The organism is Hyphomicrobium sp. GJ21, assembly GCF_001006785.1.
GTDB lineage: Bacteria > Pseudomonadota > Alphaproteobacteria > Rhizobiales > Hyphomicrobiaceae > Hyphomicrobium_B.
In genome coordinates this window covers 25,425-38,075 of the sequence record NZ_CDHO01000003.1, presented here as the reverse complement: position 1 = coordinate 38,075, position 12,651 = coordinate 25,425, and the positions used below count along the sequence as shown (strand labels likewise).

The 12,651-nt window shown below is 60.0% G+C and carries 14 protein-coding genes and 1 tRNA gene; 8 read left to right on the top strand and 7 right to left on the bottom strand.

Going from position 1 to position 12,651, the window contains the following annotated elements; translation table 11 throughout:
* Positions 1–17: 17 nt before the first annotated feature.
* Together HYPGJ_RS08440 and HYPGJ_RS08435 are read left to right on the top strand one after the other, a co-directional pair.
* Positions 18–212, top strand: a complete 195-nt coding sequence (locus HYPGJ_RS08440; protein ID WP_046846847.1) for a hypothetical protein — start codon at positions 18–20, stop codon at positions 210–212.
* A 122-nt stretch (positions 213–334) separates the two neighbouring features.
* Entirely contained in the window at positions 335–1,234 is a 900-nt protein-coding gene (locus HYPGJ_RS08435; RefSeq protein ID WP_046846846.1) for a Ku protein, read from the top strand.
* Between the two features lie 18 nt (positions 1,235–1,252).
* Here the strand turns inward: HYPGJ_RS08435 and ligD (HYPGJ_RS08430) are convergent, their stop codons facing one another.
* The 3 genes from ligD (HYPGJ_RS08430) to HYPGJ_RS08420 all read right to left on the bottom strand — a co-directional run bounded on the left by ligD (HYPGJ_RS08430) (position 1,253) and on the right by HYPGJ_RS08420 (position 4,441).
* Entirely contained in the window at positions 1,253–2,230 is a 978-nt protein-coding gene (gene ligD, locus HYPGJ_RS08430; RefSeq protein WP_244466054.1) for a non-homologous end-joining DNA ligase, read from the bottom strand.
* Between the two features lie 101 nt (positions 2,231–2,331).
* The gene (ligD, locus tag HYPGJ_RS08425) at positions 2,332–4,005 is read right to left on the bottom strand and encodes a non-homologous end-joining DNA ligase (protein WP_046846844.1); all 1,674 of its coding nucleotides are present in this window, start codon (positions 4,003–4,005) and stop codon (positions 2,332–2,334) included.
* A 202-nt stretch (positions 4,006–4,207) separates the two neighbouring features.
* Complete coding sequence (locus tag HYPGJ_RS08420; RefSeq protein ID WP_046846843.1) at positions 4,208–4,441, bottom strand: hypothetical protein; 234 nt, start codon at positions 4,439–4,441, stop codon at positions 4,208–4,210.
* Between the two features lie 175 nt (positions 4,442–4,616).
* Between HYPGJ_RS08420 and HYPGJ_RS08415 the strand changes: the two genes are divergently transcribed.
* Positions 4,617–4,847 carry a hypothetical protein gene (locus tag HYPGJ_RS08415; RefSeq protein ID WP_046846842.1) on the top strand — a complete coding sequence of 77 codons (231 nt, stop codon included), beginning with the start codon at positions 4,617–4,619 and terminating at the stop codon, positions 4,845–4,847.
* A gap of 12 nt (positions 4,848–4,859) precedes the next feature.
* Here the strand turns inward: HYPGJ_RS08415 and HYPGJ_RS08410 are convergent, their stop codons facing one another.
* The gene (locus tag HYPGJ_RS08410; protein WP_046846841.1) at positions 4,860–6,152 is read right to left on the bottom strand and encodes a divalent metal cation transporter; all 1,293 of its coding nucleotides are present in this window, start codon (positions 6,150–6,152) and stop codon (positions 4,860–4,862) included.
* 165 nt (positions 6,153–6,317) lie between these two features.
* Here HYPGJ_RS08410 and HYPGJ_RS19200 point away from each other — a divergent pair, with 165 nt between their 5' ends.
* On the top strand, positions 6,318–6,848 hold the full coding sequence (locus HYPGJ_RS19200; RefSeq protein ID WP_046846840.1) for a hypothetical protein: 531 nt from the start codon (positions 6,318–6,320) through the stop codon (positions 6,846–6,848).
* Positions 6,849–6,931: 83 nt separating this feature from the next.
* Here the strand turns inward: HYPGJ_RS19200 and HYPGJ_RS08400 are convergent, their stop codons facing one another.
* Positions 6,932–7,258, bottom strand: coding sequence for a hypothetical protein (locus tag HYPGJ_RS08400; RefSeq protein ID WP_046846839.1), 327 nt, complete (start codon positions 7,256–7,258; stop codon positions 6,932–6,934).
* Between the two features lie 179 nt (positions 7,259–7,437).
* On the opposite strand from HYPGJ_RS08400, the gene HYPGJ_RS08395 reads away from it, so the two are divergent.
* On the top strand, positions 7,438–7,734 hold the full coding sequence (locus tag HYPGJ_RS08395) for a hypothetical protein (protein WP_046848240.1): 297 nt from the start codon (positions 7,438–7,440) through the stop codon (positions 7,732–7,734).
* 76 nt (positions 7,735–7,810) lie between these two features.
* On the opposite strand, the gene HYPGJ_RS08390 is transcribed toward HYPGJ_RS08395, so the two are convergent.
* The gene (locus tag HYPGJ_RS08390) at positions 7,811–8,176 is read right to left on the bottom strand and encodes a PRC-barrel domain-containing protein (protein WP_046848239.1); all 366 of its coding nucleotides are present in this window, start codon (positions 8,174–8,176) and stop codon (positions 7,811–7,813) included.
* 74 nt (positions 8,177–8,250) lie between these two features.
* A complete protein-coding gene (locus HYPGJ_RS08385; protein ID WP_046846838.1) occupies positions 8,251–8,706 on the bottom strand; it encodes a PRC-barrel domain-containing protein in 456 nt (151 codons plus the stop codon).
* Positions 8,707–8,928: 222 nt separating this feature from the next.
* On the opposite strand from HYPGJ_RS08385, the gene HYPGJ_RS08380 reads away from it, so the two are divergent.
* The 3 genes from HYPGJ_RS08380 to HYPGJ_RS08365 all read left to right on the top strand — a co-directional run bounded on the left by HYPGJ_RS08380 (position 8,929) and on the right by HYPGJ_RS08365 (position 12,642).
* Positions 8,929–9,912: an SDR family oxidoreductase gene (locus HYPGJ_RS08380; RefSeq protein WP_046848238.1), complete on the top strand. Its 984-nt coding sequence runs from the start codon at positions 8,929–8,931 to the stop codon at positions 9,910–9,912.
* A gap of 701 nt (positions 9,913–10,613) precedes the next feature.
* Positions 10,614–10,689 (top strand) — tRNA-Arg (locus HYPGJ_RS08370).
* Between the two features lie 135 nt (positions 10,690–10,824).
* Positions 10,825–12,642 (top strand): L,D-transpeptidase family protein, encoded by a 1,818-nt coding sequence (locus HYPGJ_RS08365; protein ID WP_244466053.1) that lies wholly within the window; start codon positions 10,825–10,827, stop codon positions 12,640–12,642.
* Positions 12,643–12,651 lie beyond the last annotated feature (9 nt).

Here is a 12,651-nt window from a genome sequence, read left to right as displayed (position 1 = left end):
GATTACAGAGCCTTGCGATGAAGTGGATGCTCGTCGAACGTAAGCCTGACGTCATTTATTCCGGCGGCACGGAAATCTATCTGGGCAAGGACAACAGCGGCGTCCAGGACGTGGATGCAGCGATGACGTTTGCAACGAGGCAAGAGGCGGAGGAGCATCGGCGTACGCTGAGCAATCGCTATCACTGGGTGGCGATCACGGAGCCGAAATAGCGAACGGAAACAGCGTTAAGCGGAACCGTTCCCCGCATCGCGGCGTTGCTTGGCGTAAACGGGGGATTTCGCGCATTCTGCGCTATAATCCTCCCATTGTATTGCGTCCCAGGGAGTAGATCATGGCCACCGCGCGGTCGTTCTGGAAGGGGCATCTCCGCCTGGCTCTTGTCACCATTCCGATCCGGCTCGTCAGCGCGACCGCTTCGGAAGACAAGATCGCGCTGCATCAAGTCGATCGTAAATCGAAGCAGCGTATCCGCTATCAGAAGGTGGCGGGGGAGACCGGCAAGGTCGTGCCGCAATCCGACATCGTGCAGGGCTATGAACTTGATGACGGTAGCTATGTGCTGTTCGAGCCGGACGAGCTCGACAAGCTCAAGCTCTCGACGCGGCACACGATCGAGCTGACGGAATTCGTCGATGCGTGCTCCATCGATCCGCTGTACTTCGATAATCCGTATTACGTGCTCCCTGACGGCGACGTCGCGGAGGAAGGCTATCGCATCATCCGCGATGCGCTGAAGGAGTCGAAGAAATTCGGCGTCGGACAGCTGACGATGCGCGGACGCGAAAATCTGATCGCCATGAAGCCGAGCGGCGACGGTTTGATGATCGAGACGCTGCGCTACGCCAACGAAGTGCGCGATGCCGACGACGTCTTTTCCGAAATCAGCAACGGCAAGCTTCGGCCGGAGCTGATCGAAATGGCCAAGCAACTCATTAAGGAACGCACGCGCAAATTCGAACCCGGCGATTTCAAGAACCATTACGCCGAGGCGCTTCGCAATCTCGTCAAGGAGAAGGTCGAGGGCGGAGAGTCGACGGAAGTCGGTGGCGGCGACGAGCGTCCGGCGGGCGGCACGGTCATCGACTTCATGGATGCGCTGCGGCGCTCGACCGGCAAGGCTCCGGCGAAGAGCGCGCGATCATCGACCAAAACGGCGGCTTCGCAGCAGAAGCGCGAGCCGGCAAAGCGCAGCAAGCCGAAACCGAAAACCAAAAGCCGCGCGCGCGGATGACCGGGCGGGCGCGCCGGATCAGGTTTTTGGAGACTTGACGACAGGACGGCGGACGTCGACGGCAGGCTTGTCCTCGCGCAAGCCTTTGAACGCCGCGTGGCGCAGCAGGTTGTCGCCGGTCCAGGCGCGATATTCGATTTGCGCGACGAGCACGGGCTCGACCCAGACGACGCCCTTACGCTGCAAGCCTGTCAATGCGGAAGCAAATGACGGGGCGGCGATTGCGAGCGGCTTCAGCTTCTTCATCAGAGCGACGGCCGTCTTTTGAGCGAATCCGGTTCCCACGCGCCCTGCGTACACAAGGCGCTTGCGGTCGAAATAGCCGACGACGAGCGCGCCGACCGCGCTGGCCGAGACATTCGACACGACGTATCCGATGATGACGAATTCATCGACTTGAATGCACTTGCTCTTCAGCCAGTCGTCGTGACGGCCTGAGCGATACGGTCTGTTGGCGCGTTTGGAGACGAGTCCTTCGAGACCGAGACGGCATGCTTCGCTCAGCATACGGGCAGCGTCGCCGGTCAGATGTTCGCTGTAGCGAATGCCCGGTACAGGGCGACGCACCAGTATTTGCCGAAGCAGATCTTTCCGTTCGATCAGAGGGGCGGGCATCAGATTGAAGCCGTCGAGATGCAGAAGATCGAAACACTGAAAAATGAAGCGATCCGAAACTCCGCTCTTCAGCGCTGAGGCGAGCTCTGAGAAGTTGGAGTGTCCGGAGCTGTCTTCGACGACGAGTTCGCCGTCGATCAGCGCCTTGCCGCGATGGACCTTGCGCAGCCATTCGGAAAGCTCACCGAAACGGTCTGTCCAATCCAATCCGCTGCGCGTGATGAGCCGAACGTCGTCGCCGTCGATGCGGGCCTGAATGCGATAGCCGTCGAATTTGATCTCGTGCACCCAATCGTCGCCTTCGGGCGGCGCCGCGACAAGCGTCGCAAGACAGGGATCGACGAAGTCGGGAAGCGCGCTTTTAACTGCAGCGGCGGGCATTTTGGGCGTTCGCGTGCCGTTGCGAGACGCCGCCTTCGGTTTCGCGGTCGCAGTACGCGTTCGTGCTCCGATGGTCGTCCTGCCGCGCGCCACCCCACGGCTCACTTGCCGAGCAGCGATTTGATCGCAGCTCCGAGCGGACGGCAGGAGTCGCAGTAGTCGTTCCACGCTTTGGATTTGGCGAGCAGGTCAGGAACCGTGTGCACGGTAAAGCGCGCCGGATCGAGGCCTTTGCGAACCTGGCTCCAGGTGAGCGGCATGGAGACGGTCGCACCCGGCCGCGCACGCGGCGACAACGGCGCGACCGCCGTCGCCATCCGATCGTTGCGTAAGTAGTCGAGAAAGATCCGGCCTGTGCGCAGCTTCTTCGTCATCTTGATCAGATACGACTTCGGATCGTCGGCGGCCATCTGTTGGCAGAGCGCACCGGCGAACGTCTTCGCTTCGTTCCAGCCGATGCCGTCGCCGCGGCGCGGCTTCAACGGCGTCACGACATGCAGACCCTTGCCGCCGGTCGTCTTGCAAAAGGGCACAAGACCGATAGCTTGCAAGCGCTCGCGCAATTCGTTGGCGGCGTCGACAACACGATCGAAGGGAACGTCCGGCGCCGGATCGAGATCGAACACCAGACGGCCCGGCACATCCGGCTCGAGCGGTTCGCAATTCCAGGGATGGAATTCGAGCGCCGCGATTTGCCCGAGCGCCACGAGCGCTTCGACGCTGTTGACTTCGATGTAGGGTTCGCGATCGCCGGAAATGCGGACGAGGTCGATCTCGGAGGACATGCCGCGCATGGCATGACGCTGAAAGAACGTTTCTCCGTCGATGCCGTCGGGCGCGCGGATGACGGAGCACGGCCTGCCCTTGATGTGTTCGAGCATCCAAGGTCCGACTGTCTCGAGATAATGCGCGAGGTCGAGTTTCGAAACCGCGGCGCCGGTATTCGCGGGCCACAGCTTTTTATCGGGGTTCGAAATCGTAATTCCGCAGACGGTGTTCGGGCCACCGTCAGTGTTTTTCGCCGAGCGTTTGCCGGCGTTCGTTGCTTTTTTCACAACAACGCGGCGCAACGGCGCCGGCTTTTTCTCGTCTTCCTCGGCTTCGCCGTCGGCGCGGTTCGAGTTCCAAATGGCGTCCGGCTTGGCGGCGTGACGGCGTTTCGAGATGAAGGGCTCGGGTCCTTTGCCGCGCCCGGCAGCGATATCGGACATCGACCGGCCGGATGCGACGGATCGATCCTTTTTCAGAATGCCGTCATCGTCGCCGGGCTTTGCAATTTGATCGCGATGCTTAATCAGAAGCCAGTTCGTGCGCTTGTTGCCGGCGCGATCGTTCTTGATGCGCACGAGAACCCAGCTGCCTTCGAGCTTGTCGCCGACGAGCACGAATTTCAGATCGCCCTTGCGCAATTGCTGCTCGGGTGTTTCGTCGCCGAGCGGCGCCCAGAACCCACGATCCCAGAGCATGACGGTACCGCCGCCGTATTGTCCTTTCGGAATCGTGCCCTCGAAGTCCCCGTAATCGAGAGGATGATCCTCTACTTCGACGGCGAGGCGTTTGACTTTCGGATCGAGCGACGGCCCCTTGGTCACGGCCCAGGATTTGAACACGCCATCGAGTTCAAGCCGCAAATCATAGTGCAATCGGGTTGCGTCGTGCTTCTGGATGACGAAGCGGAGATGCTTGGCGGGGCGGACCGATTTCGCGCCGCTGGGCTCGGCTGTCTTGGTGAAATCGCGTTTGGCGCGATATTCGGAAAGCTGTTTCGACGCCATCCCTCAGTCTCCGCGAAAAGCTTCAAGAGCTTAGCTGCGGCTTGCGCCTGCCGCCAGCGGATGCCGCAAATATAAAGAAAGCCGCCGGGGAGTCATGGAGGCTCCCGGACGGCCCAGCACCTTTCGGCGCCTGACACACGTTGGTACATGCGTCTGGTTGATGAACGACAAAATGAGGAAGAAGGTTCCCCTTCGATTTCGGTTATGCGCGGGCCCAGTCGGACGCACCAGCTCTCATCACCGAGGCTTTGAGTTCATCGGAGTCGGCGCCGCTGTTTACGAGCGCTGCGAGAACGTGGCGGGCCATGCGTTCGCGCAAGATGTCCGCGCCCGGGCCTTTGCGAACGTCGCCCGGCACTGAAGCCCAGACTTCGCTGAGGATGCTTTCGGCGCGATCGAGTTCTTCCGGCCCGAAGACATTAAACCCTGAGGACATGTTGCTCACTGACGCTACCTAAGCTCCCGGCATACCGCATCGGCATACGGGAAACCATCCGCGAAATACCAAATCCGAGGTTAATGCGATCATGGAACATTCTACCCCACATACCGTTTTGGTGTCGAATGAGTAAGTGACGCCAGTCGGAGGCGGGAAGGGGAGAGGCAAGTCTATGGGCGGATTATCTCGCGAAACCCGCATCCAGATCATGCTGAGCGACGAAGAATTGGCGGCGATCGACGATTGGCGGTTTCAGCAGCGCATGCCGAGCCGCGCGGCTGCGATACGCCAGTTGTTGAATGTCGGCCTTCACATCAAGCAGCTGGAAGGAGCCGTGAAGCCGTTGAGATCGCAAGACTATGGGCTGCTGACTTCGGAGGATGGCGATGGTGACAAAGGTTGATCGGCGTCTCTGTCAGAGCATTCCGACAAGCATAGCGACGCTCGCGAGCGCCATGACGGCGGCGGTGGCCCAGCCGAGGTAGCTCAACCATCCGTGAACCGTAAATTGCCCCATGACTTTCTTATTTCCAGCCATCAGCATCATGATCGCGATGATGGGCACGGCCACGACCCCGTTGATGACGGCGCTATAGTATAGCGCTTTGATGGGGTTCAATCCCGAAAAGTTGATCGCGATGCCGACGAGGGTCGCAAGGGCAATCATGCCGTAGAAGGCTTTGCCTTCCGTCGGTTTCAACGACAGTCCGACTTTCCATTTGAGCGCTTCGCCGAACGCATAAGCGGCGGAGCCTGCGAGAACGGGAATTGAAAGCATCCCCGTTCCGATAATGCCGAGCGCGAACAGGCCGAACGCGAAGGCGCCGCCGATCGGCTTCAATGCCGATGCCGCCTGCGCCGAGCTTTCGATGTCCGTGATGCCGGCCGGGTGCAGCGTTGCTCCGACGGTCACGATGATCGAGATCGCGACGATGTTCGAGAACGCCATGCCGACGAGCGTGTCGATCCTTATGCGATGTTGGGCGGACGGAGCTTGGCGAGGGCTCGTCAGAAGCGGTTCGCGTTTGGGGATTTCATGAATGTCTTCGACCTCCTGCGAGGCCTGCCAGAAAAACAGATAAGGGCTGATCGTCGTGCCGAGGATGGCGACCACGGTCTGCCAGTAGTTGCCGTCGGTCGAGAGCTTCGGCACCAGCAGGCCGGAGATGACCCCGGTCCAGGGGATGTCGATCGCGAACAGCGTTGCGATGTAGGAGAACAGCGCGAGCGTCAGCCATTTCAGCACGGCGACGTAGCGCGTGTACTTCATGAAGACTTCCATCAGTGTGCAAAGAACGCCAAACGCGATGACGTAGATTAGTCGCGGGCCGCCTGCGAGCAACGCAACGGCGTCACCCATCGCTCCGAGATTGGCGCCGATGTTGATGATGTTAGCCATAAACAAAAGGCCGACGAGACCGAACACGACGACCGGCGGATAATTGGGAATGATGTTGGCCGCGAGACCTTTGCCGGTGGTCCGGCCGATACGGGCGCTGATCTCCTGCACGGCGGCCATCAACGGATAGGCAACGACCATCGTCCATAACAGCCCGAAGCCGAACAGTGCTCCAGCCTGCGAATAGGTCGCGATGCCGCTCGGATCGTCGTCCGAGGCGCCGGTGATGAGGCCTGGCCCTAAAACTTTGAAGAGACGTGGTTTACTGGGGCCGACGGCGGGGCTTTTCTCAAAGTCCTGGGCTGCCATAGGTGTTAATCGATTTATGAAAACGCGAAGTTACAACGCGCCTTAATCCGGGCCGTTCCAATTCCGTCGCTCATCACGGCGAAGCAGCAATGCAGGAACTGAGCGTTGATATTTTCGGTTTGTTGAATACGTGCACGACGGAAATCTAGCTAGGAGCCTAAAGCAATGATCAGAAAGTTCGTAATAGCCTCGGGAGCGGTTCTGCTCCTGGCGCTGGGCGGCGCTGTCGCCGAGGCAAGGCCTCAAGGTGGCGGTGGCGGCGGTCCGAGCGTCGGCGGGTTTGGCGGCGGCGGTGGTGGCCGCAGTTTCGGTGGTGGTGGCGGTCGCAGCTTCGGCGGCGGCGGGTTCGCCGGAAACCGCAGCTTCAGCGGCAATCGCGGTTTCAGCGGTCCGCGTACAGGCGGCTTCCGCGGCGGCAACTTCAACCGACGCTCGTTTACGCCGGGCCGCAACTTCGGTGACGGGCGCGGTATGCGCGGCCGGGACTTCGCGCGTCACGGGAACTGGGGCGGACGCAATCACGGTCGTTGGCGGCATCATCGCGGCCGGCGCATCTTCATTGGAGCGCCCTACTTCTACGATTACGGTTACTACAACGACGGTTATTACGGTGGCGATTGCGGCTGGCTGTATCGGCGGGCCATCGCGACCGGCAGCCCGTATTGGTGGCGGCGTTATGAGCAGTGCACGTACTAAAAGCGTGTCGCTGTAGCAGGCTGAAATAAAAAGGATCCGAGCGAACGCCCGGATCCTTTCTTTTTGGGGACATGTTCTGCGAATTACGGACTCGATGTTCCGGTTCCAGGCGGCGAAGTCGGAACGCGCGCGCCAGGGGTCGAGCCAGCGGCTGGATCCGATGGCGTGCCGGTCGACGGACCAGGCTGGACATTCTGATTGGTGTTCGGATCGGCCGGAATGCCGGCGGGTGACGTCACGCCAGATTCACCCGAGCTCACGCCTTCGCTAGACGGCGCCGTCGTTGACGGAGTCTCCGATGGAGCCATCGACGGCGGACGCTGAACGGTATCGTTGCTTTGAGCCATCGCGCCAGCGCAGCCGAGAGCCGACAACGATGCTGCTAAAGCTGCAACTTTCAGAACATTCATTCATCTTCTCCTTTTCTTGCTGTCCAGGTCGGAAACCCGGCCTCGCAAGGCTTTGTTCCAGAGAAGTGACGAGGTCTTTCGACGCTCTCGCGCAAAAGGCGGCGTCGGAGGAGGCCGGAACCGCAGTTTATTCGCATGCGTTTTTATCGTTGTTAAATCCATTCGCCAGGATCATTGCGATGAAGACGGAGTCGGTCACTCTGACGAAGCAGGAACTCACCGAAGCGATCACGAGTCCTGTTTCGATATTCGATTTTCCGCTCGAAGTTGTCGCGTGCCCCGGGCTCTCGCGTGATCAGAAGATCGAAATCCTGAAGCGCTGGGAACTGGACGCGCGCGCGCTTCAACGCGCGACCGATGAAAATATGAGCGGCGACGAGCCAAACCTGCTCGATGAAGTCAATCGAGCCTTGATGATGCTCGATCCGGAAAATTCCGCTCCGGACGGTTTCGGATCGGCTCCGACGAAGGTTTGACGACGTCGGCAAAACAGACAAGGCATCCGCAAGCTCAAACTCGCGAATGCCCTTTGAACCTGTGTTCTGCGGCCAATTAGTTGTTACGCGTTTCGAGGTCCCAGTAGCTTGGCGCGCCGTAGTTGGTGTGCAACCGCTGTTCGAAATCGCGACTGCGCAAAGATGTCGGATCGAGGTCGGGCGACGATTTCAACTGCTCCTCGGTGACGCCAGTTACGTAGCCGTTGAGTTCCTGATCCCATTTCAGTGACGTCCAGGGAATAACGTAGCTGCTCTTGCCGAGGCCAAGGAAGCCGCCGAAGCTCAAAACGGCATAACGGACTTTTCCCGATACCGTATCGACGATCAAATCGTCGACTTCGCCGATCGACTCGCGCGAAGCGCCATAAACGGACGTTCCCGGCACCTTGCTGGTCTCGAGCATTGTCATTTCAGGGTTCATTGCTGTCTCCATCTGTGTTCGTTTGAGACGCTGTGCGCGGATACGAGATCTGCGCACAGACGTTCGAGACACCATCAAGTGTTCGTATCGCTCCACGCCGGCGCGCTCTTCAAAGCGTCTTTGGTCGTGTCGAGCGTGATGACGATGTTGCCTTTGGTGTCGCGGTCGATCTTCAGCGACTTGAATTGCACGGCGACATGATGCTCGCCCATGCCGAGGAATCCGCCGACGCCAATCACGGCTGCAGCGGCCGAGCCATCGCTCGCGAGAATAATCTCGTTGATGTCGCCGATGGATTCGCCGGCTTTATTCTGCACCTTCGAACCTATCAGCTTGCTCGTGCGCCATTCGCCTTGCTGCGTGGAATACCATTGCGGAGCCATCGCATCGCCCGTCGTCCTTACCGACGGTGTCGTGGTCGCGGTCGTTGCGGATGGCGCGGTCGAAGGAGCTGGCGTGGTTGTTTGCGCGTATGCGACCGTCGCGAACGCCGGAATGGCAGCTGCTGTCAAAAGAGCTTTGAAGTTCATTAGATCAACCTCCTTGTGCGAAGGACTGAGCCTCTGGCCGAACACCGCATTCGTCCGATCGCGCAGCCTTTATGGTGTGCGATCCAACGTCTTGCTGAACCGGCGGTTCCTCAAAAAGCGCAGGAACTGTGCAGCTCGCGGACAGTTCATCAATGACTTCCTTATGCTTTCTCGTGCCCGGCGGCGCGTGCGCTGATGTTTGTTCAAGAGGACTACTTTTCGATGGCATCGAAACCGAAACAAGCGAAAGAGACGGCCGAAGAGGGGCGGCGCGTGCAGGCCGATGTGGACGTCGTTGACGAGACGTCATCCTCGAAATCGAAGAGCGCGAAAGCGCCGATGCAGGCAGGCGCGCGTGAGTACCCTTCGGAGTTTCCCGCGCAGCATCAGAGGAAATCCGGAAGCGAGGAGCTGCTCGAGCCGAAGCCCATGTTCGAAGCACCCGGCTACAAGGGTTCGCAGAAGCTCAAAAATATGGTCGCGCTGATTACGGGCGGCGACTCCGGGATTGGACGCGCCGTTGCCGTGCTTTTCGCGCGCGAAGGCGCCGACGTCGCCATCTGCTTCCTGGAAGAGAAGGACGATGCGGCGGTTACGAAGGCGGCGGTCGAGAAGGAAGGCGCGCGCTGCATCCTGATCCAGGGCGACGTTTCGAATTCAGATTTCTGCAAGGCGGCGGTTGAGAAAACCGTCGCGGACTTCGGCAAGCTCGATGTGCTCGTCAATAACGCTGCGTTTCAGGAACACACGTCCGACATCATGGATCTCACCGACGAGCATTTCGACCGAACGCTGAAAACCAACCTCTATGGCTATTTCTACATGGCGCGCGCCGCGATCCCGCACATCAGACCCGGTGGATCGATCGTAATGACCGGCTCGGTCACGGGCATCGAGGGGAGCAAAGAGCTGCTCGATTATTCGATGACCAAGGGCGGCATCCATGCGTTTACGCGGTCGCTGTCGTCGCAACTCATCGACAAAGGCATCCGGGTCAATGCCGTGGCTCCGGGACCGGTCTGGACGCCGCTCAATCCGGCGGACCGGCCAGCGGAAGACGTCGCAAAGTTCGGCACGACCTCGGCCATGCATCGCGCGGCGCAGCCGGAGGAAATTGCGCCCGCTTTCGTGTTCATGGCGGCGCCCTGCTGTTCGAGCTATATCACCGGCGAAATCCTGCCAGTGATCGGCGGGTATGGCGCGTAAGCTTGCACGCAAAAAAGCGCCGACCTGTCAGGCCGGCGCTCCGAGTTTCTGTTGGACTAACGTCACCGTGGAACTTCAGAAGTTGGCACTTCGCTGCGATCTCAGCGTTCGCACCCGATACCGGAAGCGCCGATCAAGAACATCTTGATGCAGACGGATTTCGTCGGTCGCTTTGACATGCAATCTTTTTGACAAGCGGCGGAGACATCCGCGCTCGCAAATCAAGCCGCGTGTTGGACGGCCTTCTTCGGCCGCATCGTCCCACGCTTCGTAAAGCACCGTGCCGGCGGCTGCGACACCGCCGTAGACGAGCGCCGACGCCGAATGGGTCGGACCCTGTGCGTGTGAAATGAAGGCGAGAAGGGAAGAGCACGCGGAATGCGCTTCTCCCAGAAATTTCCGAACAGCGGCTGCACTGCTGAATATGGCGTCGAGATGATATCGGATATGTACAGTGCTTGCATTTCCGATTTGACGATCAACGTAAGTCATCAGGTTCGCGTTCCCTGAGTAGAAGTGTGCACGCCAACTCCCCGAATGTTCGCAACTCTGTGCGGCGCGCCGAAGTTCCGATATCGGAGTTAAAAATTTTTCGTATTAACCAGGTGCCGCTCTCCTGAGCGAAACTGGAGGACGGGCGGGGTGTCGACAATTCACCTCCCAGTCGATAAGAAATCGCCTTGCGACTCGCGTCGCGCTGCGGTCCCGTAGTTCAATGGATAGAGCGTCGGAATTCGACTCCGAAGGTTGCAGGTTCGACCCCTGCCGGGATCGCCAACTCGCCGATTCTCATGACAAGGTCATAAAGGGTTAAGCAGCGGTGCCGTTTTTACGGCGCGGTTGTGGTCGTGACGCAAAAACGCCCTATATTGGACGAGCTAGTTTTCGTCGCGATTGTAGAGAGTGGGTTTCGTGGTGCGTCCGACCTTCAAAGCCGTGTTCCGGCTGCTTGCGGTATTGTCCGTCTCACTTCCGGTGACCGCGGCGCAGAGCTTTGCGGACGACCGGAGCATGGCTCAGTCCGCCATTTGCGCGAGGACAGCGTCGGGGGCGCTCGACGGCTTCGATAGCGAGGATCGCCCCGCCGTTACCGCCTTCTATGCGGCGCGCGACTGCCGTCCGTTGTGGGTCGACGAGACGGGAACGACGCGGGCTGCGGATCTTGCCATCGCCGAAATTCGCCGCGCCGACGCATGGGGACTGAGGTCGGCTGATTTCCCCTTCGCGGCTCTCAGCCGCTCGAAAGCAGAAGGGCGTTGGACGGGCGACGAGACCGCCGATGCGGAGCTTGAGATCACGGCGTCGGTTCTCCGTTATGCGCATCAGGCGCAAGGCGGACGCATTCCGAACCCGGAAGCGCAACTGTCGTCCTACATCGACCGGCAGCCTTCGCTTTCGAGCGCGCAGGACATCCTGGCAAAGATTTCACAATCGCCGGCGCCCGACGTTACGCTACGCGAATGGCAACCGTCGGCGGACCAGTTCCTGAAGTTGAAGGCCTTGCTTGCGACGCTGCGCGGCAAGCAGCCTGGCGAACCGCAGGACCTGCAGATCGCGCGCCGCGGACCGTCGTTGCAGCGCAAGTCGAAGAGCCCTGAAGTCGCGACACTGAAGAAGCGTTTCGGCGTCGCGTCGGCTCAAGGCGAAGAAACGGTGTTCGATGCGGCGCTCGTCTCGGCGGTGAAGACGTTCCAAGCTTCCGCTGGCTTGCGCGCCGATGGGTTTGTTGGTCCGGCGACGCGCGCCGCGCTTGCGGGCGACGGTTCCGAAACCAACGCCGACAGGATCGCGGCGGTCATCGCCAACATGGAAGAATGGCGCTGGATGCCGCAAGAGCTCGGCGCGACGAACGTCTTCGTCAACATTCCCGCGTTTTCGATCCGCCTGACGAAAGACGATGCGCCGGTCTTCGAAGACCGCGTCGTGGTCGGTACGGCCGACAAGCAGACGCCGATCTTTTCAAAGAGTATGAAGACGATTGTGCTCCGGCCGGAATGGAATTTGCCGGACTCGATCAAATTGACCGCACTACTGTCGGGACGCTCGATCGAGCAGCAAGGCTATGTCGTGATGCGCAACGGGCGCACGATCGACAGCACGCGCGTCAACTGGGCCAAGGCCAACTTGCGCGAGTACACGATCTTCCAGCCCTCGGGCGACGACAATGCGCTCGGTCTCGTCAAGTTTCTGTTTCCGAACAAGCACTCGGTCTACCTGCACGACACGCCGTCGCGGCATCTCTTCAACGAGCGCGTACGTCTCTACAGTCACGGCTGCGTGCGCGTGCGTAACCCGCAGGTCTTCGCTCAGGATCTATTGGATATCGATCGCGGCGCGGGGGCCTTTGACGTCAAACGCCTCGTCCGCAAGGGTCCGAAGGACAACAACGTGACGCTCGAGACGCCTATCCCGGTGCACGTCGGATACTTCACGGTGTGGGTCGGCGACGATGGGCAGCCGCAGTATTTCAAGGATTACTATGGCCACCAGAAGCGCATCACACTGGCGCTGGCGGGAAAATGGAAACAGATCGACGTCGGCAAGGATCACCTCGCGGAGATCGACACGTCGATGTTGAAGAAGGTGCGGCTGCGTGAAGAAGGTCGCTCGAAAAAGGATGGCGACGGTTTCGGCGCGCCGATGGGCGTCACCAACAGCTTCTCGAGCGCGGGTTACAAACGCTACAACGATAGCGTCGGCGACATCATCCGCATGAAGCTCGGATTCTGATGCGCGCGC